Here is a 20,216-nt window from a genome sequence, read left to right as displayed (position 1 = left end):
GAAATGACAGAAAAAGTAGCAACTTTAACCAAGATAGAACTAGAAAAAGTACCGCAATCGCACGTTTATCTTTGTGGAGAATCATTCGGTGGTTGCTTGGCACTCAAAGTATTAGAAAAGTTTCCTCAGCTATTTACAAAGATTATTTTAATTAATTCTGCTTCTTCATTTCATCGAGTATCTTGGTTAAGTTTAGGTTCACTTTTGTTTCCTTATGCACCTCAACCTTTTTATAAAATATCCTCGTTTTTATCTTTACCTTTTTTAGCTAATTTAAGTCGAATTTCACCTACTGCTAGACAAGCTCTTTCAAAATCGACTAGTTCCGCACCACAAGAAACTGCTAATCAGCGACTATCTATGATGAGAGAATTTGATGTTGACGAGAATAAACTATCTCAAATTACTCAACCTGTCTTACTAATTGGTAGTAGAAATGACCGACTTTTACCTTCAGAAGTAGAAGCAAAATATTTAAGTAATATTTTCCCTGATCATCAGATAATAACTTTACCTCATAGCGGTCATGCTTGCTTAGTTGAAAGGGATGTTAATCTCTATCAACTTTTATTATCTGCTAATTTTACTGTTGCATAGTGTACTATTTTAAATGATATATCATGACTCATTTGATAGATAAAAAAACTGTTTGGTTAAAATTGGCTTTGAGAATTTTTAGTATAGGGTTACTACCTGCACTAACTGCTCATTCCGCTTTCGGTGCAGAGCGCCTAAAATTTAATTATGGTCTTTTAGAAAGGTCTATCCCAATTAGTTCGCTCGAAACCTATGCTAGAACAGGCAAAGTAGACAATGATTTAGCTGGATATAGTCATTATGTAGACAAAAAACAACTAGCTCAACTGCGTCAAGTTTTACTAACTCCTATTCCTTTAAATCAAGTAGAAATTTCGCAATTTCTTTATACACCCATTGGTGAGCAATTATTAGAAAAATTGGGGAAAGTTATTCAGACAGAATCTCGCTTATCAGGGTTCTATGCAATTCGTGCAGCACTGATTTTGTCAGCCGCAGATCAAAAAAATTTTACACTTTTAAATGTATTACGTAAGTTTCCAGCGAGCGCAATTTCCATTAACTTAAACCAGAGTTTGGCAATAGCCGAGTCATTACAGAATTTAGTAAATCAAACTAAAAATGCAGTAGCACTTATTAACCAAGAATCTCAAAAAAAGGTAACTACAGCTTCTACACTTAAGACTGTTCCATTAATGGACTTGGGAAAAACCGGAAGTTTTCGCTTCTCAAAGCAAACTATTACACTTAATGACTTCTCACGTCAGAGGAGATTTCCTGCCGATATTTACCTCCCAACTGCTCAAACTCCTCGTCCGATAATTGTCATTTCACACGGACTTGGTTCTGATAGAACCAGTTTTGCATATCTAGCTGAACATCTCGCATCTTATGGTTTTGTGGTTGCTGTTCCAGAACATCCTGGTAGTGATGCAAAACAACTGCAAGCATTATTAGCAGGTACAGCAGATAGAGTTACTAATCCTAGAGAACTAATTGATAGACCTTTAGATATTAAATTTTTACTAGATGAACTTACTAGATTATCACAGTCTGATTCAACATTTAAGGGACGTTTAAATTTAGAACAAATTGGTGTAGTAGGGCAATCATTTGGTGGATATACGGCATTAGCATTGGCGGGTGCAAAGATTAATTTTGAGCAACTGAAAGCTGACTGTCCAGCTTTGGAAAATGCGTTAAATGTTTCGCTTTTACTTCAATGTTTAGCGCTAAATTTACCAAATGCTAAATATAAATTATCTGACGCAAGGGTAAAAGCAATAATTGCGATCGATCCAGTTGATAGTAGTATTTTTGGTCAAGCTAGTCTCAGCCAAATCAAAATTCCGGTGATGATTGTATCTGGCAGTTCTGATACAGTTGCTCCGGCTTTACCAGAGCAAATTCAGCCTTTTACTTGGTTAACAACTCCAAGTAAATATTTAGTACTTATCAATGGCGGTACACATTTTTCTACTATTGCAGAATCACCAAATGCAACTATACCTGTTCCTACACAAGTAATCGGTTCAAGTCCTGCTTTGGCACGTCGTTATGTTAAAGCTTTGAGTGTTCCTTTTTTTGAAACATACATTGCTGAACAGTCAAATTACCTTCCTTATTTGAGTACAGATTACGTTAATACAATTAGTCAGCAGCCACTACCTTTAAGTTTAATTAAATCTCTCACATCCGAACAACTACAAGAAGCGTTTAAATAAATAGATAAACTTATAGAGGGATGAAAAAAACACTAAATATTATTAATCTGAAAAGTAAGTGTTGATAATTAGCAGTAATTATGAATATAGCAACTCGCAATGAGCCAATTTAGGTATTTCGCTTAACTCCAGAGATATCACTGATTTGGACTACTTTAGGTTCATAGGGGAGCAATGTAAAGTAAGTTTTGTTGTAGATAAAATAGATTGGTCACTGATATCGATAATTGCCCAAGTATAATGAACAAGCACTATAGTGGTGTAGTTTTTGGGGGTGGTGTTTGAGTTTATTTCGTAGGGATTACAGGCAAACTAGACCTAAGAGTAAGCGATCGCATCTAAAAAACCGTCTCTATTCTACTGGGATGTTTGTGTTTGTCGTACTATCTCTCTCCAGTGGACTAGGCTACCGTTTTTATAACCAACCAAAACTGGATGTAGGTAAGATAGCTCCTCAAACGCTTACCGCACCAAGTTCAGCCAGTGTTGAAGATGTAAAAACAACAGAAGAAAGACGCAGGGAGGCTCGTAGCGGTGCTTCAGCAGTCTGGGTTGACGACCCAGTAATTAATGAGCAAATTCACCAAAATCTCCAGCAATTATTCACAAAAGGCAATCAAATCCGCGAAAATTTGGGCAATTTTCCCTTTGTTAAGACTTCAGTGTTGTCCACTGCTACACAAACTTACCTGCAACAAGCACCAGAACCTCAATGGCAGCAAGTATTACGAGGTTTGGATAAAAATAGCAATCTGACTGGTTTAAATTCTGCCCAGCAGCTAGCAGTGAAAAAACTCCGAACTTACCGAGAGTCTAACTCCTCCCAGGCTTTTGCTCAACTATTAAAAGCGATCGCCCAAGCTCGTCAGCGCTATAATATCAGCCTAAAAGCCCTGAGCGCGATGTCTAAAGACAACACGCAAAGCGTCTATGCCCAACCCGAAACCCTTTACGATGCCACTTTCTTAAACCTGTCTGATACAGATTGGCAAAAAACTCAAATCCAAGTGCGTCAAACTTTAGACCGAATGTTAGCACAGGGCATTTATCCTGGGCTATCCAAGGCTAACCTGAACTCTGCAATCGGGATGCAGGTGAGTGTTTCTGTGCCAGAAACAGCACAACCTTTAGCAAGGCGATTGCTATCAGAGGCGATCGCACCTAATCTAATTAAAGACATTGAGCAAACCAAGCTGATTGCAGAACAAGCAGCCGAAGCAGTAGAACCGGCGATCGTCAGCATTCAAAAAGGTGAAGTTATCGTTCAGGCTAGAGCAAAAATTACCCAGGCTGATTTTGTTCTATTAGACCACTTTCATTTGAGTCAACGCGGAATCGATTGGCTGCATCTGATTCGTTTTAGTGGGATGGTGGGATTGGCTGTGGCTGTTTTCAAACTGGTAGAACGAAGGATTTACGCCAAATTACGACGAAGCGATTATCTCTTGATACTGCTCCTTACTCTCAGTGCGCCGTTGCTAATAATCTTGACCAAATCATTTACAGGCTTACCTGCTATTGGTTTGCTTGTTGGTAGCTTCTACGGTACTGCGATCGGAGGTACTGTTATGGGGTTACTAACGATATTGCTCTCAATGGGAACGGAACTTAGCTGGCATTATTTAGTACCTAGTGCAGCTGGCGGAATTCTTGGCGGATTGATGGCGGGACAATGGCGATACCCTGGTAGAGAAGCACTGCGAACGCGAGAGGAATTAGCTACCTTGGGAATCTTAATTGGGTTGACGCAGGGAGTAGTTTATTTGTTGGTCAACACTGCGATCGCACCCCTTTGGTATGCTGTGCTGGGTGCAGCAGTCCTCAACGGTTTAGCAGGGTTAGTTTGGAGCATCTTAGCACTAGGTTTAAGCCCCTACCTAGAAGCTTTATTTGATCTAGTCACGCCTATTCGTCTGGCTGAATTGTCGAATCCCAACCGACCTTTATTAAAACGCCTAGCTAATGAAGCTCCTGGAACCTTCCAGCACACACTGTTTGTCGCTACTCTAGCAGAAGCTGCGGCACGAGCATTAAATTGTAATGTGGAACTCGTTAGGGCTGGGGTTCTCTATCATGACATTGGTAAAATGCATGACCCTCTAGGATTTATTGAAAATCAAATGGGAGGTATTAATAAACACGATGTGATTAATGATCCCTGGAAAAGTGCCGAAATTATCAAAAAGCATGTGAGCGAAGGGTTGGTAATGGCTCATCAACACAAGCTACCGAGTGCTATTCAGGCATTTATTCCCGAACATCAAGGAACCATCTTAATTGCGTATTTCTACCAACAAGCACAGCAACAAAATCCTGAAAAAGTTTTACACGAATCAGATTTCCGCTATGACGGCCCCATTCCCCAATCCAAAGAAACGGGGATTGCTATATTGGCTGATGCTTGTGAGGCGGCATTACGCTCCCTCAAAGACGCAACCCCAGAAGCAGCACTGGCAATGGTAAATAAAATCTTGAAAGCACGTTGGCAGGATAATCAGTTGGTAGATTCAGGGTTAACACGGGCAGAGATGTCTCAAATTGCTCATATTTTTGTCCAGGTTTGGCAGCAATTTCATCACCAACGGATTGCCTATCCTAAACTTTAGATATTAGCTAAGGCTACTCCTGGATTTCCAAAGTGCGATAGAGTTAATTTGGAATAGGTTGCGGCCTATGGTGGCGCGTAGCCCATCGCCCTCCAACTATTAGGAAATGGCAAAATATTAAAATAAATCAATCCTTCAAGAATACCCGCAGCACCAGGGTAGTGAGCTAAAAAGTGCCAAGGGTAATGTGTCTTGTAATACCACCACAGAAGTTCCGTTTGGGCATTAGCAACGATAATCCCAGCTGATGGCTGTTGAAATAAACTGATGTCATTTCCAGAACCTCCACAGATAACGGTTGCATCTAATTGGGCTTGCAGCAATTCTTGCAGATATGCAGTTGCTTCACCTTTGTTACTGTTCTTGGGTATGATATCAACGTCCCGCCCATTGCTGAAAATCACCTCAGCTTGCAATCCAGTAAAAGTTAACAAATCCTGCAAATCATGGATAACCTCAAGTGGCGCATCCATATCTAGCCAAAAGCTTAATTTATAGGGGGTTTGTTCGCTGTCGGGTTGGAGTATCAGTGCAGAAAAGTAGCTAGCAATTGTCCAAACTGCATCCCAATCCCAATCTTTTGAGATTTGATTTGCCCAATCCTTTTCTAAAAGCACACCCTGTTGATAAATTTCAGTACCTACACTGGTGATTAAATAATCTGGTTTCAAAAGTTGTGCTTTTGTTATCAACCGACGACTAGAAGCATAAGAGCGACCAGTAACATAGACTAAGTAAATCTGATTGCGTATAGCTTCTAGCCTTTGGTTTAAAGCAGCAATAGCTCGATTGTTACCAACCAAGGTATTATCTAATTCAATCACCAAAAACAGTTTCATATTTGTTTATTCCCACTAAAACAGTATTGATAAACCTCTTTCCCCTTGCTCCCAGCAAGAACTGCGGTATTAATGATCAGTCTTTAACCGGTAACGATATCATTTAATTGGTTGCCCACTGCACAATGTCATTAGAAAAAGAGTCAATTAATTTTTCTAGAGCTTTAATTTCATTAGATTTCAAAACTTTTGACTTCAACAAACTTTGGATTTGTCTTTCCAAATCTGGAGTTAACTTTCTAGTTTGAATAATTTCTTGAACAAATGTATCAAGTGTTAAAGATTGATAGAGTTCGTGAACTTGGGCGGCAACTCCCTGAGTGCTAAAACGAGACTGAACCCAATTCTGTGCAGCATTGCCATAGCTTTCTTTGAGAGTTGGATTTTGTAATAGGCTATGAATAGCGATCGCCAATGCTTTAAAATCACGAGGAGGAACTAAAAATCCGGTTTCACCATGCACCACCGTATGCTGCAATCCTCCCACATTACTCGCAATTACGGGTGTTCCGGCTGCCATAGCTTCAATCGCCACTAAACCAAAAGGTTCGTAGTAACTCGGTACAACGCAGATATCCCCTGCGGCATAGTAAGCAGGTAACAGCGCTTGAGAAATTCGTCCAGTGAAAACTGTAACGGCTTTCAATCCCAGGTCATTCACCAAAGTTTCAATGCGTTGTTGTTCTTTGAAGTCTGCTCCATCTTCACGGCTACCACCAACTAGATAGAGTTGAAATGTTGAAGGTAAATTGGCGCAAGCTCTTACTAGGGTTTCAACTCCCTTACGGGGATCAAAACGTCCTACATACAAGATTATCTGAGAATCTGCATCAATTCCCAACTGTTGGCGAGCAACTTCTTTACTTACAGAACCAAAGTGTTCAGTATTAATTCCGCAGGGAATGACTTTAATACGTCCATACTGCGAAATTAACTGACGTAAATCTTCCGCTTCTTGAGGGCTAGTGGATATTACATAATCTGCTTGTTCTAAAATTGCCCTCTCCACACAATTACGAATTGCAGCAATCTGCGGCGGATTCTCCACATTGCGGTATTTAACTGCACCTATAGAGTGATAGGTATGAACTTGGGGTAATCCCAATCGAGATTTAAGTTCTAATCCTACCCAAGCAGAAAGCCAATAGTTAGTGTGAATCAAAGCATAGCTGCGCCCTGTTCGTTGTTGAAAATTCAGCCAGGCTTCTACAAATTCTGGTAAATATTCAAATAAATCGTTTCTAGTAATGAATTCTGCTGGCCCAGCATTTAAACGAATAGTGCGACACCCTGGTGCTAATTCCACAATTTCTTCTTGGTCAGGGTATTCGCGTCGGGTAAACATATCAACCTGACAGCCGCATTTTGCTAATGCTAATCCCAATTCTCGCACGTAGACATTTTGACCACCTGCCCCTTCTTTACCAATTTCAGCTGTCGGATCGCCATGAACTGAAATTAGGGCATAAATTGGTTGAGAATTTGGCGTTTCTGAAGCAGAATTTTCTAGAGATTTAACTAAATTTAAAGAAGCAAGATTATTCATAATCAAAATTCACTATGGTATGTGGTACAAAAATTCACAGCTAGGTAACTTGGAGAAAAAATTATTTATTAAGTTACCTATCATCGAAAGAAACGTGTAAAAGCCTTCTAGGAAACATAAACGAATGGCTTCTACTTAATTTGTTATTATTTGGAGAGCATTCTGGAAGAGAATCAATTAATAACCGTATTGCTTCATGAATTGATATTTGATTATCTACTGCATAAGCTCTAAGCTTGCGATACTCTTTATTGGTAATAACAATATTGGAAATATTTATTGAAAATCTGTGCATAAAAATTTCCTTAAAACTGAAATAAACTTACCAAAATGCTTTCGTTCCAAGATGTTACATTTTAGAAGTTGAAATATCGGTTAAATATCGGTGAGAAATCGGTTACTGATAAAAAAATGTTATCTAAATCAATTTCTATCGAAACAGAATTCAGGAGTCAGAATTCTGTTTCAAGCCACAAGCAATTATCAACAAGTCATATTTAGTGTTTGATCTGATGTATAAATTATACAAATTCTGATAAACCATTCAAAAGCGATAGATGAAATTGAACTTATTTACCTAGCAAGATAGAGGAAGTATTCGATGTTTTCTGTTCTAGTGAAAAACTAGGGAACTAATCAGGAATTTTGCGGAGGTCGAGAGTTAATCAACAGAAAGTGATGAGCGAGTGCAACGGTGAAGAAATTCTTCGAGAACTCTGCGGTCATTTAAGATTTGATTCAAAAGGAGATCAACATGAGAACTATTGAGCCTGAAACTGATGAGCAATCAGAGCCGCACCGCACACAACAGAACAAGTGGTATGCGTTTGTCGAGTGTCCCTCAAAGTTTGACACACCTGCCTCAATTTGTGGGAATTGGAATTCCATTTTGGCTTGCAAGTCGTGTAGAACACCATTAGAACAGCTTACTATGAGTGACTTAATTTAATTGTGATTGGGTTTAATGATGAATTTAAAGCCGACGAAGTGTTCCTCAAGCTGGCAAAAATACAGACAGAGCGATAGTTGCAGATTACTTTAAGTGAGATTAACCTGAAGGCTCGAAACAATGAACTTTAAACGCATTCTGGTTGCCATTAATCATTCTCCTTTAACATCTATTGTGTTTGATCGGGCACTCAATCTAGCGCAGCAAGAGCAAGCTAATTTGATGATCCTTCATTGCCTCGTAGATTTTACTGCGATCGATCCAGCATTCCAGTCAGGTGGGACATTTGGACTCTATCCGATCAACACTGGGTTTTCTCCATCAATGCGCGAGGAAACACTTCAGCTAGAGATTGAGCAGGCAAAAACCTGGTTACAAGAATACTGTCATCAGGCAACTGCCCGAAATATTTCAACTGAATATCAACACCATTTTGGTGAGCCAGGGGCAACAATTTCTAGTGTTGCTCAAGAGTGGAATGCTGATCTGATCGTACTAGGTCGGCATGACCACTCTGCGATGGGCTACGCCGCGCTGGAAGCGATCGCAGAGTTTTTCGTAGGTAGTGTCAGCAATCATGTCGTTGATCATGCGAATTGTTCTGTTTTAGTCATCAAAGATACAAATCCTGATAAAGATAAATAAAGAGGGAAGAAGCATGAAAGTAATTGATAAGACTGGCGGAATAGGCTTAGAAATTGGGCAATCAACCATAAAAACAAAGACTCTTTCCCCAGAACTACTCCACAAGATAGATGCCTACTGGCGTGCTGCCAACTATCTGTCAGTTGGGCAAATTTATCTCTACGACAATCCATTGCTGAAAGAGCCTCTGAAACTCTCCCATGTCAAACCTCTGGTAGTTGGACACTGGGGTACGACACCGGGACAGAACTTCATCTATGTACACTTGAATCGGGTGATCAAGAAATATGACCTAGATATGCTCTACATCGCTGGCCCTGGTCACGGTGGCCCAGCAATTGTGGGCAACGTTTACCTCGAAGGCACCTGGAGCGAAGTTTATCCCAACGTCACTCAGGACGAAGCTGGGTTGAAAAAGCTGTTCACGCAATTCTCATTTCCTGGTGGGATTTCCAGCCACGTTGCACCGACAACGCCGGGGTCGATTCATGAAGGTGGTGAGTTGGGGTACTCGCTCAGTCATGCCTTTGGTGCTGCTTTCGACAATCCCTCACTGATTGTCGCTTGCGTCATCGGCGACGGGGAAGCGGAGACAGGCCCCTTAGCGACTGCATGGCAGTCTAACAAGTTACTCAACCCGATTACCGACGGTGCCGTGCTGCCAATCCTGCACCTGAATGGCTACAAAATCAACAACCCAACCGTCTTAGCTCGCATCGAGCATGAGGAGTTAGAGCAATTTCTCAGAGGTTGCGGCTGGACACCTTACTTTGTGGAAGGCGACGAGCCGGAAAAGATGCACAAACTTATGGCCAGCACCCTGGACAAGGCGATCGCAGATATTCGGCAAATCCAAAGCAATGCACGGGACAAAAACGATATGACTCGCCCGCGCTGGCCGGCGATCGTCCTGAAATCGCCCAAGGGCTGGACAGGGCCAAAAGTCGTGGATGGTCTGCAAATCGAAGGCACATCGCGATCGCACCAGGTGCCGCTACTGGTGAACTCCGAGCATCCCGATCATGTCCAGCAGTTAGAAAGCTGGATGAAAAGCTACAAAGCAGAAGAACTGTTCGATGAGGATGGCCGACTCATGCCGGAATTGGCTGAACTAGCCCCGAAGGGCGATCGCCGCATGGGTGCGAACCCCCACGCTAACGGCGGTATACTGCTGCACGACCTGCAAATGCCAGACTTCCGCGACCACGCGGTGTATGTGCCTTCACCTGGTGCCGTTGACGGTCAAGATACCCTCGTACTGGGCCAATTCCTGCGTGATGTAGTCAAGCTGAATCAGCGCAATTTCCGCATCTTCGGCCCCGATGAGACACTCTCGAATCTTTTGGGCGCGGTGTTTGAAGTTACTAATCGTCAGTGGGAAGCGCGGGAAGAAAAAAATGATGAATTCCTCGCGCCCGCCGGACAAGTATTGGACTCGATGCTCAGTGAACACCAGTGCCAAGGTTGGTTGGAAGGCTATTTGCTGACCGGGCGGCACGGGCTATTCAACAGCTATGAGGCGTTTATTCGTATTGTTGATTCGATGTTCAGCCAGCACGCCAAGTGGCTAAAGGTAACATCGGAACTGCCCTGGCGACGGAAGATTGCATCGCTGAACTATCTGCTTGCCTCCCACGTCTGGCAGCAGGATCATAACGGCTTCACGCACCAAGACCCCGGTTTCATCGACCACGTAATCAACAAGAAAGCCGATATCGTGCGTGTGTACCTGCCACCCGACGCAAACTGTTTGCTATCGGTCTTCGATCACTGCCTACGCAGCCGACACTACGTAAATGTGGTGGTTGCTGGCAAACACGCGCTTCCGCAATGGTTGAGTATGGAGGCGGCGATATTGCATTGCACTGAAGGCATTGGCATCTGGCAATGGGCTAGCAACGACCAGGATACCGAGCCGGATGTAGTGATGGCTTGCTGTGGAGATACGCCGACGTTAGAGATTTTGGCAGCCGTTTCCATCCTGCGCGAACATCTGCCGGATCTGAAAATTCGGGTAATTAATGTTGTCGATCTGATGAAGTTGCAATCCGAGAGCGAACACCCGCACGGACTAAGCGAAACGGATTACGATTCGCTCTTTACCAAAGACAAGCACATCATCTTTGGCTTTCATGGATACCCCTGGTTGGTGCATCGGCTAACCTATCGGCGTACCAATCGCAATCTCCACGTCCGGGGCTACAAGGAAGAAGGCACAATCACAACAGCTTTTGACATGAGGGTGCAAAATGACCTGGATCGCTTTCATCTGGTGCAAGACGTGGTGGATCGTCTGCTGCATTTGGGTAGTAAGGGAGCCTATCTCAAGCAGATGATGCAGGACAAGTTGATCGAGCATAAGCATTATATCGACAAGCACGGCGAAGACTTGCCGGAAATCCGCAATTGGAAGTGGGGGGCAGGAAATAATTCGGTCATTCCATCTGAATATTAAGCCAATCACAATTACAACAGGAGAACATCGTGCAAATCCAAATCCATACCGGCCATAACATCGAAGGTCACGAAGCACTAGCCACTCAGGTTAGTGGTGTAGTGGAAGAGAGCCTGAGCCGATTCAGCGATCGCATTACTCACGTTGATGTTCACCTGAGCGATGAGAACAGCGACAAGAAGGGCGGCGATGACGATATGCGCTGCATGATAGAAGCCCGCCTCAAAGGCCGCCAGCCCATCGCGGTAACACATCAGGCAGCGACCTTAGACCAAGCCGTTGACGGGGCGGCTGAGAAATTAACCCACTTGATCGAACACACCCTGGGGCGACTAGAGCATCAAGAAAATCACAGAACTGACCCACCTCTGTCTAGCTCAGTTAATAGTCAATAAATTTTCCGAGGAGTCAGAGATAAATGCACAAGACCTGAAAGGAAATAGATCGAATCGCAATACTGCTCAGATAAGCAGGGGAGGTAAAACTCAACGCCAGCCTCCCCCTGTTTGCCTCAACCAATAAATTCCAAAACCTACGCAGTATTGGATCGAATCGGCTCAAATTTTTACTGGGACTTTAGGAGAAATTTATGAGCTTTCAGAAATCAATTCAGACGATATTGCTAGGATTTGCACTATGTTTTTGTCTTTTGGTTGGCATTGGGCAAAATCCGATTCTCGCAGAAACTAGACCAATCTTTCAAGAAAAGATGCAAGCAATGTCTGAAAAAACCGTGAATCTGGAATCAACAATCGATCGCTTTCTCACATCAATTCCACCAGGCTATTACACGATCGCTAGTGTGGAAGGGTTAAAAAACCTATTAAAGAACCCTCAAACCGTGTTGGTGGATGTGCGAGAAGCCTCTGAGTATAAGTCTGGACATATACCTGATGCAATCAATATTCCGCTCCGAACCTTGACTGGTAATCTAGATCAAATTCCACGCCATCGCTCCGTGGTATTGTACTGTTCCGCCGGTTATCGATCGGCAATGGGAGTAATGACACTGCACTTATTGGGTTATGAGAATGTCCAGGGGTTTCCACCTAGCTTTGCAGGTTGGAAAACCGCAGGAGAAGCGATCGCCTCCAAGTAATGCTCCAAAACAAGAGATTTTAACTTTATCAGGACTTTTATGATCAACTCTATCAGCTTTAACAGGTCTAAAATTCGCCTGATGCGCTGGATACTAGCTACTTTAATCTGCGTTTTACTGGTTATTGGGAGTCCATTACCCGCTTTTGCATCTGTGACGCAAATCGAAGAATATCCAGGGCAAATGCTCTACCAATCCCGGCAAACCCTGCAAGATCAGGACGGAAACTCCTGGCAAGCGATCGCCTTTAAGCGCATCCATCCCGAAGGTAGTGCGATCGTCTCTCTGCGATTAATCGGCTTTTATGGTGCGGCAAAATTAGATCGCACTCAACCGCTTACCCTGACAACATCCCTGGGGCAAACTCTGACCGCCAGGGATATTTCTAGCGAAATTTCTCAGGATACAACAGCCCCAGCGAATGTCGGAGAATATGACATTAAGCTTGCGCTACCACAGTTACAAGCGGAGATTCCCCTGCAACTGACATTACCAACCATCGACGGTGAATCCGTAAGCTTATCTGTTCCCTCTGCTGCAATTCAGGAATGGCAAACCCTTACTAGCTATTGATTAAAACATTATAACCTGATACAAACTTGAGCAAAAAATTTCCTGGCAGGTACATCATCAACGGGAGCAATGCGAAAAAGTGAGATCGGACTTTTATTCTCAGTTACAAACCTAGATTCTCAATAAAAACAGTTATTTGCCTGCGATCGCACCCCTAAATATGTGATTTAGCACCTGAATTTTAAGCACCTCACAAAATCGCATTGCTCCCTCATCAACTTATTAACTATTGATGAATTAACCACTTTAACCACAGAATCAAACTCAACCTGCATCTCGATCTATGTGCCAATGGCTCTATCTAGCTCAATTAATAGTCAATAAATTTTCCCAGGAGTCAGAGATGAATGCACAAGACCTTATAGACACTGCAAGGATGCTGGTTGCCGACTACAAAGGTCTGCTGGCGATGGATGAAAGTAATCCAACCTGTAACAAACGATTCGCAAAGCTAGGCATTCCGCAGACTGAAGAAGCCCGACGCGCCTATCGAGAATTAATTATCACCACGCCCTGTCTTGGTGAATATATTAGTGGCGCGATCCTTTACGATGAAACGATCCGCCAGCAAAAGCAAGATGGCACTCTCTTTGTGCAAGCCATTACCGATGCGGGAATCATTCCCGGTATCAAAGTTGATATCGGTGCTAAGGATATGGCAGGTCATCCTGGAGAGAAGATCACCGAAGGTCTGGATGGATTGCGCGATCGCCTCCAGGAATATTTTCATAAGGGCGCTCGTTTTGCCAAGTGGCGCGCGGTGATTACCATCGGTGTTGGTATTCCCAGCCGGGGTTGTATCGAAGCCAACGCCCAGGCATTAGCTCGCTATGCTGCGTTGTGCCAAGAAGCCGGATTGGTTCCCATTGTCGAGCCAGAAGTGCTGATGGACGGAGTGCATAGCCTGTCACAGTGCGGCGAGGTAACGGAGGAAGTTCTGCGAACCGTTTTCAACCAACTCTACACGCAACGGGTGATACTGGAGGGCATGATCCTGAAGCCCAATATGGTGCTTCCCGGATTGACCTGTTCTCAACAAGAATCGGTGGACGAGGTGGCTGATGCCACGGTGAACTGTCTATTACGGGCAGTCCCAGCTGCCGTTCCGGGGATTGCGTTCTTGTCGGGTGGACAATCCGGTGAACTGGCTTCGGCTCGTTTGAATGCGATGAATCTTAAATTCAAATTGCGATCGCCTACGGTGGGGCAAAGCCCATCGCCTTGGGCATTGGCGTTTTCCTTTGCCCGTGCCATCCAGCAACCGGCTTTGGAGATTTGGCAAGGTAAAGATGCTAATGTGTCGGCAGCACAGCAGGCTCTGCTGCATCGAGCTAAGTGCAATTGGGCGGCGCGTCGGGGCGAATACAATGCCACGATGGAAGGGAGGGGAGCATGAAAACAAGTATATCTACTCCCCTACACCTTTACCTGATTCGGCACGGCGAAACCGAGTGGTCGCTCGACCGTCGGCACACAGGTTGCACGGATATTCCGTTGACTGCAAACGGCGAGTCCGAGGCACGGGAACTTGGCAAGCACCTCCGGGATATCCAGTTTTCCCTTATGCTGACCAGCTCACTCAAACGCGCCCAACAAACCTGTGCGTTGGTCGGGCTGGATCAAGTCCCGGAAATTGAACCGGATCTGGTCGAATGGGACTATGGCGATTACGAAGGGCAGAAATCCGTGGATATCCGCAAGGAGCGCCCGGACTGGACTATTTTTCGGGACGGTTGTCCGCACGGTGAAATGCCCACCCAAATTTCTGATCGTGCTGATCGACTCATCGCTCGTCTGCGTTCCCTGGATGGCAATATCGCTCTCTTTTCCCACGGTCAATTCGGTGGCGTTCTGGCTGTGCGCTGGATTGGATTAACGGTGGATGAAGCGCAGCATTTCCCCCTTAGCACGGCATCGATCAGTATTTTCGCCTTCGACCCCCACCACCCAGAGGTGTCGGTCATTGCTTTGTGGAATGCTGCCTCTCACGAAATATTCAATAAGGATTCTCTACTCTAAAAGTGTACTGCAATCTGCGCTTCCCTATCGGCTGCCTATCTTTTTCTGGAATATGCGCTGCTTGCCACAATCATTTTTGCGTGATTTACCAGTAAAGGAGCCATCTCATGACTGTATCTACCGATCAAGAAACGCTTTCGCATCTATCTTTAGAAGCACTACAAAAGCAACTGACTACTTCCAATCAGGGATTGAGCAAAAAAGAGGCACTGCAACGACAATCAAAAGGTGGCTACAACGAGTTACCCGAAACGACTGTCAGCCCAATAATGCAATTCCTGTCGCACTTTTGGGGGCCGATCGCTTGGATGATTGAGGCGGCGGTGATTCTTTCTGCAATAGTTGGAGACTGGGTTAATTTTGGCATTATTTTGCTACTCCTAATTGGCAACGGAGTGGTGGGTTTTTGGGAAGAGTTTCAAGCGGGGAATGCGATCGCTGCTCTCAAGGCAAAATTAGCACTCCAGGCACGGGTTAAACGAGATAACACCTGGACGCAGATCCCAGCCCGCGAACTGGTTCCTGGCGACCTGATCCGCTTGCGTCTGGGCGATATTGTCCCCGCAGATGTGCGGTTTTTGTCAGGCGATCCGGCACAGGTTGACCAATCGGCGTTGACGGGGGAATCACTACCCGTAGAATGCCAAGTGGGAAGTGTGCTGTACTCCAGTTCTATCCTCAAGCAAGGAGAATTGGATGGAATTGTCTATGCCACTGGAATTAATACTTACATGGGCAAAACCGCCCACTTGGTAGAATCTGCCCAGACAGTCAGCCACTTTCAACGAGCAGTATTGAAAATCGGCGATTACCTGATCGTGATTGCCCTGGTGTTGGTGGTAGTGGTGCTGGTAGTAACACTGTTTCGGGGCGATCCGTGGCTAACTACCCTGCGGTTTTTACTGGTGCTGACGGTTGCCTCCATTCCCGTAGCAATGCCAACGGTGCTGTCAGTGACAATGGCTGTAGGAGCGCAAAAACTGGCGAAAAAGGAAGCGATCGTGAGTCGGCTGGCGGCCATTGAAGAGATGGCTGGAATTGACATTCTCTGTTCTGACAAAACGGGTACTTTAACTCTCAACCAGTTAACTCTGGGAGAGCCTTTTTGTGTGGGCAATACGGCTCCAGAAGCGCTGATCCTCAACGCCGCCCTTGCTTCTCGTGATGAAGACAAAGACCCCATTGACCTGGCAATTCTCGCTGGTTTGAAGCCAAATCAACCTCTAGATGCTTACCAAATTGTCCACTTCCAGCCCTTTGACCCCGTGGGGAAACGTACCGAAGCCACCGTTGAAAGTGCTGATGGTGGCGATCGCTTTCAGGTGACAAAAGGTGCGCCCCAAGTGATTCTGGCGCTCTCAAAAAATGTCGCTCAGGTACAGCCGCAAGTGGATAAAGCGATCGCAGAGTTTGCCAAACGCGGATTTAGATCGCTGGGGGTTGCCCGGACTGACGATGATGAGAACTGGCAATTTTTGGGCGTACTACCGCTATTCGATCCACCCCGCAGCGACTCCCAACTGATGATTCAGGCAGTGAAAAAGCTGGGAATTGACTTGAAAATGTTAACGGGAGATCAACAGGCGATCGCTCGTGAAACTGCTCATCAACTAGGGCTAAAGGGAGACATCCTTGATGCCAGTTTGCTAGAAGCAGCCGCACCTCACGAAACTGGACAAGTTAGCGATGCGATTGAAGCCGCCGCCGGATTTGCTCAAGTCTTCCCAGAACACAAATACCATATTGTGGATGTCTTGCAGCAACGGGGGCATCTCGTGGGCATGGCTGGCGATGGTGTTAATGATGCCCCTGCCCTCAAAAAAGCTGATGCCGGAATTGCGGTTTCTGGAGCCACCGATGCTGCTCGTGCGGCTGCCGATATTGTTTTGCTCACACCTGGACTTTCTGTAATCGTAGAGGCTATTCAAGAAAGCCGCCGCATCTTTCAGCGGATGAACAACTACGCGATTTACCGGATTACCGAAACCATCCGGGTTTTGTTGTTCATGACCCTTTCCATTGTGGTCTACAACTTCTATCCCGTCACCGCCATCATGATTGTGCTGCTGGCATTATTAAATGATGGTGCGATCATCTCCATTGCCTACGATAACACCCGTCCCGCCAATCGCCCCGAAACCTGGAATATGCCCATCGTCTTGGGACTGGCAACTGTTTTGGGGGTAACTGGGTTAGCCAGTTCTTTTGGGATGTTGTATTTGGGAGAACGGTACTTTCACCTCGATCGCAGCATTCTGCAAACGTTGATTTACCTGAAGCTTTCCATTGCTGGGCATCTCACCATCTTCGTAACGCGCACTAAGGGGTCATTCTGGTCGATTAAACCAGCCCGAATTTTGCTAGCAGCCGTCCTGGGAACTCAAATACTCGCAACCCTGATTGCAGTGTATGGCATCTTTATGACCCCTCTCGGATGGGGTTTGGCAGGTTTTGTCTGGATTTATGCGTTGATCTGGTTTTTGATTGCAGACTGGGTGAAACAGCGTGCATACGGCGTGTTTAATCATGCTAAACCCGTTTATGTAACACGGGGTTTAAGACGGTTGAATCAATGGTTTTCTCATAAGCCTTTTTCCCACGCAACCCAAGCTGATATCTCTAAGCGATCGCCGTCAAAGAAGAACAAACCATGAGCTTACCCAAGATATTAATTTAATATTTGAGAGGTGAACTACCCACACTGACTTGGAGTACCAAGTACAGTGTCGGCTTCTGTAATCACGGGGGAGTGCCGCAACTTAGACTTTCGCCCAAGAATAGGTCTTACCTCCCCTCCTACAGCAGAGACGGCTGAACCTTCCGCCTTTATCATTCTGATACCCTCTGCTCTTATGTTTTGCGCGGCGTTCGCGTCACGATCATGATGAGTGCCGCAGTGAGGACAAGTCCATTCACGGATATCCAACGGCATCTCACCTATTTGATAGAAACAATTAGAGCAAAGTTTGGAACTAGGGAACCATCTGTCAATCTCAACTAACTTTGCACCTCTGCGTTCTAGCTTATAAGCTAAAAAGTTTGTGAATGTTCCCCACCCAACATCAGATATTGATTTCGCCAATTTGTGATTACGATAGCGTAGCGTTAGCGAGTCTTCGAGCGTCACCATGCCTTTGACATTAAGATTTTCTACTATGACAGCTTGGCTATCGCTGACTAACTTACAACTAAGTTTATGTAGAAAATCCTGCCTTGAGTTACTAACTCGCTCGTAAACTTTGGCAACAACTTTTCTATATCTATTTCTTGAAATACTCCCTTTTTGCCTACGCGCTAATTTCTTTTGTTTGCGCTTGAGGTTTTTTTCATGTTTTGCAAGGTGTTTAGGGTTATCGTACTTGGAAACCTTTTCACCGTCAGTAACAACTGCAAAGTGTTTTAGTCCTAAGTCAATCCCGTAAATTTTACCTTCTGAAATAACCGGATTTTCACTTGTATTGAGCGGAGTCGAAATACCCTCAACTTCAGTCAGAATGGATGCAAGGTACTTACCTGACGGCGTTTTACTCACGGTAACAGTTTTGATCTTCCCCTCAATTAGTCTATGTATTTTGGCTTTGATTATCCCTATATTGCCAGGAAGTTTGACATTACCATCTACAATCTTGACGTTTTGAGGATACTGGATAGACTGTTTTCCGTGCTTAGATTTGAACTTAGGAAATCCAGCACGTTTCTCAAAAAAGTTTTTGTACGCTGTAGTTAGATTCAGTGTCGTAGCTTGTAAAACTTGGCTATAACAATCGGCTAACCACACGGTTTCATCAGCTTTTTTGAGTGCAGGGAGAAATGCGTTGAGTGCTGCACGGCTAAGTCCCTTACCTGTTTCCTTATAAGTTTCAATCGACTTATTTAGAGCATAATTCCACCACCATCTAGCACAGCCAAAAGCTTGAGCTAGTCGGATCTGTTGCTCAACTGATGGATATAAACGGACTTGTACAACTTTGTGTAGCACTCAACATCACCTCCTTGATATCTGTATTTTATCATAAAAATAGATTGTGGTAAAGTACTAAAAGAAAATAATTGTTGATTCGTCATACATCTAATATTTGTCTTTGCTGTGCAAAAAATTAATATTAGATGCAATCCTCATCAACCACCTTATATCTCGCCACTGATTTGAAGTACCAAATTCAGTGGGAGACTTACGGCGTAATAGTTAAAAGTATGACCGATAAACATAACCACACTGATTCATCCTTAAACCCATTTCCCATCGAAAAGCTTGACGATTTGATTCGTCCTTTTATTGTGCCACCAGAACGAAAAATTTCTCTTGCCAAAGACTATGACCCAGGCTATAAAGCGGATCACCTCAAAAAGTCAAAAGCTAAAGGTCAATTAAAGGAAGGTATTGAGGCGTTAGCTGAATATCAGGATGTTCTCTATGCCCAAAACACCCATGCTGTGCTAATCATCTTTCAGGCTATGGATGCGGCTGGTAAAGATAGCACGATTAAACATGTGATGTCGGGTATTAATCCTCAAGGATGTCAGGTGTATAGCTTTAAAGCTCCATCTACGGAAGAGTTAAATCATGACTATTTGTGGCGATGTTCTAAAGCTTTACCCGAAAGAGGAAGAATTGGAATTTTTAATCGTTCTTATTACGAAGAAATTTTAGTAACAAGAGTGCATCCAGAAATCCTAGAGCAGCGACCGATCTCTGTTAGTGTAATTGATAATAATATTTGGAAGCGCCGCTTTGAAGAAATCAACAACTTTGAGAAACATCTGGTTAATAACGGGACGATTATCCTCAAGTTTTTTCTCAATGTATCTAAGGAGGAGCAGAAAGAACGTTTTCTAGAAAGGATTAATCGCCCTGAAAAGAATTGGAAATTTTCTGTGAATGATGCGAAAGAGCGTAGCTTTTGGGATGACTATATGACTGTCTATGAGGATATGTTCAATCACACCAGTACAAAATATGCTCCTTGGTACATTATCCCCGCCGATCGCAAATGGTTTACTCGTCTGGTTGTGGCGGGTATCATTTACACGCAGTTAAAGGAACTGAATCTCAAATATCCAAAGGTCAGCGAAGAACAATATCAAGGACTTTTAGATGCGAAGGAAATTCTGGAGAGCCAGAAATAAGGATGAGAATTGGTTGATATTAGCGATCGCTATTTCTGGGAATCGTGATTTTTAGGCGATCTCTCTTTTGCTCTTAATATATCGTATATTAGGTATT

Annotated in this window: 17 protein-coding genes; 14 read left to right on the top strand and 3 right to left on the bottom strand. The window is 44.1% G+C overall.

Going from position 1 to position 20,216, the window contains the following annotated elements; genetic code table 11:
* The 3 genes from HWQ37_RS32055 to HWQ37_RS32045 form a co-directional block, all read left to right on the top strand.
* Nucleotides 1-597: alpha/beta fold hydrolase (locus tag HWQ37_RS32055; RefSeq protein ID WP_292755015.1), on the top strand; the 597-nt coding region annotated here is incomplete at its 5' end.
* 23 nt (nucleotides 598-620) lie between these two features.
* Complete coding sequence (locus HWQ37_RS32050; RefSeq protein ID WP_292755013.1) at nucleotides 621-2,261, top strand: alpha/beta hydrolase; 1,641 nt, start codon at nucleotides 621-623, stop codon at nucleotides 2,259-2,261.
* A gap of 365 nt (nucleotides 2,262-2,626) precedes the next feature.
* Nucleotides 2,627-4,867 carry an HD family phosphohydrolase gene (locus HWQ37_RS32045; protein WP_465249734.1) on the top strand — a complete coding sequence of 747 codons (2,241 nt, stop codon included), beginning with the start codon at nucleotides 2,627-2,629 and terminating at the stop codon, nucleotides 4,865-4,867.
* 65 nt (nucleotides 4,868-4,932) lie between these two features.
* On the opposite strand, the gene HWQ37_RS32040 is transcribed toward HWQ37_RS32045, so the two are convergent.
* Both HWQ37_RS32040 and HWQ37_RS32035 read right to left on the bottom strand, forming a co-directional pair.
* A complete protein-coding gene (locus HWQ37_RS32040; protein ID WP_292755008.1) occupies nucleotides 4,933-5,706 on the bottom strand; it encodes a sucrose-phosphate phosphatase in 774 nt (257 codons plus the stop codon).
* 103 nt (nucleotides 5,707-5,809) lie between these two features.
* Nucleotides 5,810-7,252, bottom strand: coding sequence for a glycosyltransferase (locus tag HWQ37_RS32035; protein ID WP_292755005.1), 1,443 nt, complete (start codon nucleotides 7,250-7,252; stop codon nucleotides 5,810-5,812).
* Nucleotides 7,253-7,930: 678 nt separating this feature from the next.
* Here HWQ37_RS32035 and HWQ37_RS34785 point away from each other — a divergent pair.
* The 10 genes from HWQ37_RS34785 (at nucleotide 7,931) to HWQ37_RS31990 (ending at nucleotide 17,646) form a co-directional block, all read left to right on the top strand.
* The gene (locus HWQ37_RS34785; RefSeq protein WP_363318227.1) at nucleotides 7,931-8,020 is read left to right on the top strand and encodes a hypothetical protein; all 90 of its coding nucleotides are present in this window, start codon (nucleotides 7,931-7,933) and stop codon (nucleotides 8,018-8,020) included.
* Nucleotides 8,007-8,201, top strand: coding sequence for a hypothetical protein (locus tag HWQ37_RS32030; RefSeq protein ID WP_292755002.1), 195 nt, complete (start codon nucleotides 8,007-8,009; stop codon nucleotides 8,199-8,201). The genes HWQ37_RS34785 and HWQ37_RS32030 overlap by 14 nt, the downstream gene beginning before the upstream one ends.
* 120 nt (nucleotides 8,202-8,321) lie before the next feature.
* Nucleotides 8,322-8,846: a universal stress protein gene (locus tag HWQ37_RS32025; protein ID WP_292754999.1), complete on the top strand. Its 525-nt coding sequence runs from the start codon at nucleotides 8,322-8,324 to the stop codon at nucleotides 8,844-8,846.
* A 13-nt stretch (nucleotides 8,847-8,859) separates the two neighbouring features.
* Entirely contained in the window at nucleotides 8,860-11,301 is a 2,442-nt protein-coding gene (locus tag HWQ37_RS32020; RefSeq protein ID WP_292754996.1) for a phosphoketolase family protein, read from the top strand.
* Nucleotides 11,302-11,330: 29 nt separating this feature from the next.
* A complete protein-coding gene (locus HWQ37_RS32015; protein ID WP_292754992.1) occupies nucleotides 11,331-11,696 on the top strand; it encodes an HPF/RaiA family ribosome-associated protein in 366 nt (121 codons plus the stop codon).
* A 194-nt stretch (nucleotides 11,697-11,890) separates the two neighbouring features.
* Nucleotides 11,891-12,400 carry a rhodanese-like domain-containing protein gene (locus tag HWQ37_RS32010; RefSeq protein WP_292754990.1) on the top strand — a complete coding sequence of 170 codons (510 nt, stop codon included), beginning with the start codon at nucleotides 11,891-11,893 and terminating at the stop codon, nucleotides 12,398-12,400.
* A gap of 39 nt (nucleotides 12,401-12,439) precedes the next feature.
* The gene (locus HWQ37_RS32005; RefSeq protein WP_292754987.1) at nucleotides 12,440-12,973 is read left to right on the top strand and encodes a DUF3122 domain-containing protein; all 534 of its coding nucleotides are present in this window, start codon (nucleotides 12,440-12,442) and stop codon (nucleotides 12,971-12,973) included.
* Between the two features lie 343 nt (nucleotides 12,974-13,316).
* The gene (locus tag HWQ37_RS32000) at nucleotides 13,317-14,369 is read left to right on the top strand and encodes a class I fructose-bisphosphate aldolase (RefSeq protein WP_292754985.1); all 1,053 of its coding nucleotides are present in this window, start codon (nucleotides 13,317-13,319) and stop codon (nucleotides 14,367-14,369) included.
* Nucleotides 14,366-14,992 carry a histidine phosphatase family protein gene (locus HWQ37_RS31995; protein WP_292754982.1) on the top strand — a complete coding sequence of 209 codons (627 nt, stop codon included), beginning with the start codon at nucleotides 14,366-14,368 and terminating at the stop codon, nucleotides 14,990-14,992. Before HWQ37_RS32000 ends, HWQ37_RS31995 begins: the two co-directional genes overlap by 4 nt.
* A 107-nt stretch (nucleotides 14,993-15,099) precedes the next feature.
* Nucleotides 15,100-17,646, top strand: a complete 2,547-nt coding sequence (locus HWQ37_RS31990) for a plasma-membrane proton-efflux P-type ATPase (RefSeq protein WP_292754980.1) — start codon at nucleotides 15,100-15,102, stop codon at nucleotides 17,644-17,646.
* Nucleotides 17,647-17,684: 38 nt separating this feature from the next.
* Here the strand turns inward: HWQ37_RS31990 and HWQ37_RS31985 are convergent, their stop codons facing one another.
* Nucleotides 17,685-18,971, bottom strand: a complete 1,287-nt coding sequence (locus HWQ37_RS31985) for an RNA-guided endonuclease InsQ/TnpB family protein (RefSeq protein ID WP_292754977.1) — start codon at nucleotides 18,969-18,971, stop codon at nucleotides 17,685-17,687.
* 128 nt (nucleotides 18,972-19,099) lie between these two features.
* Between HWQ37_RS31985 and HWQ37_RS31980 the strand changes: the two genes are divergently transcribed.
* Nucleotides 19,100-20,119 (top strand): polyphosphate kinase 2 family protein, encoded by a 1,020-nt coding sequence (locus tag HWQ37_RS31980; protein ID WP_292754974.1) that lies wholly within the window; start codon nucleotides 19,100-19,102, stop codon nucleotides 20,117-20,119.
* Nucleotides 20,120-20,216: the final 97 nt, after the last annotated feature.

Source organism: Nostoc sp. NMS4, from assembly GCF_017115095.1.
GTDB lineage: Bacteria > Cyanobacteriota > Cyanobacteriia > Cyanobacteriales > Nostocaceae > Nostoc.
Note: the sequence above shows the minus strand (reverse complement) of the source record. Positions and strands in the feature narration are given on the sequence as shown.

Coding starts and splice junctions, on each gene's coding strand:
- HWQ37_RS32050 (WP_292755013.1), top strand. CDS start 621: ATGACTCATTTGATAGATAAAAAAACTGTTTGGTTAAAATTGGCTTTG.
- HWQ37_RS32045 (WP_465249734.1), top strand. CDS start 2,627: ATGTTTGTGTTTGTCGTACTATCTCTCTCCAGTGGACTAGGCTACCGT.
- HWQ37_RS32040 (WP_292755008.1), bottom strand. CDS start 5,706: ATGAAACTGTTTTTGGTGATTGAATTAGATAATACCTTGGTTGGTAAC.
- HWQ37_RS32035 (WP_292755005.1), bottom strand. CDS start 7,252: ATGAATAATCTTGCTTCTTTAAATTTAGTTAAATCTCTAGAAAATTCT.
- HWQ37_RS34785 (WP_363318227.1), top strand. CDS start 7,931: ATGAGCGAGTGCAACGGTGAAGAAATTCTTCGAGAACTCTGCGGTCAT.
- HWQ37_RS32030 (WP_292755002.1), top strand. CDS start 8,007: ATGAGAACTATTGAGCCTGAAACTGATGAGCAATCAGAGCCGCACCGC.
- HWQ37_RS32025 (WP_292754999.1), top strand. CDS start 8,322: ATGAACTTTAAACGCATTCTGGTTGCCATTAATCATTCTCCTTTAACA.
- HWQ37_RS32020 (WP_292754996.1), top strand. CDS start 8,860: ATGAAAGTAATTGATAAGACTGGCGGAATAGGCTTAGAAATTGGGCAA.
- HWQ37_RS32010 (WP_292754990.1), top strand. CDS start 11,891: ATGAGCTTTCAGAAATCAATTCAGACGATATTGCTAGGATTTGCACTA.
- HWQ37_RS32005 (WP_292754987.1), top strand. CDS start 12,440: ATGATCAACTCTATCAGCTTTAACAGGTCTAAAATTCGCCTGATGCGC.
- HWQ37_RS32000 (WP_292754985.1), top strand. CDS start 13,317: ATGAATGCACAAGACCTTATAGACACTGCAAGGATGCTGGTTGCCGAC.
- HWQ37_RS31995 (WP_292754982.1), top strand. CDS start 14,366: ATGAAAACAAGTATATCTACTCCCCTACACCTTTACCTGATTCGGCAC.
- HWQ37_RS31990 (WP_292754980.1), top strand. CDS start 15,100: ATGACTGTATCTACCGATCAAGAAACGCTTTCGCATCTATCTTTAGAA.
- HWQ37_RS31980 (WP_292754974.1), top strand. CDS start 19,100: ATGCAATCCTCATCAACCACCTTATATCTCGCCACTGATTTGAAGTAC.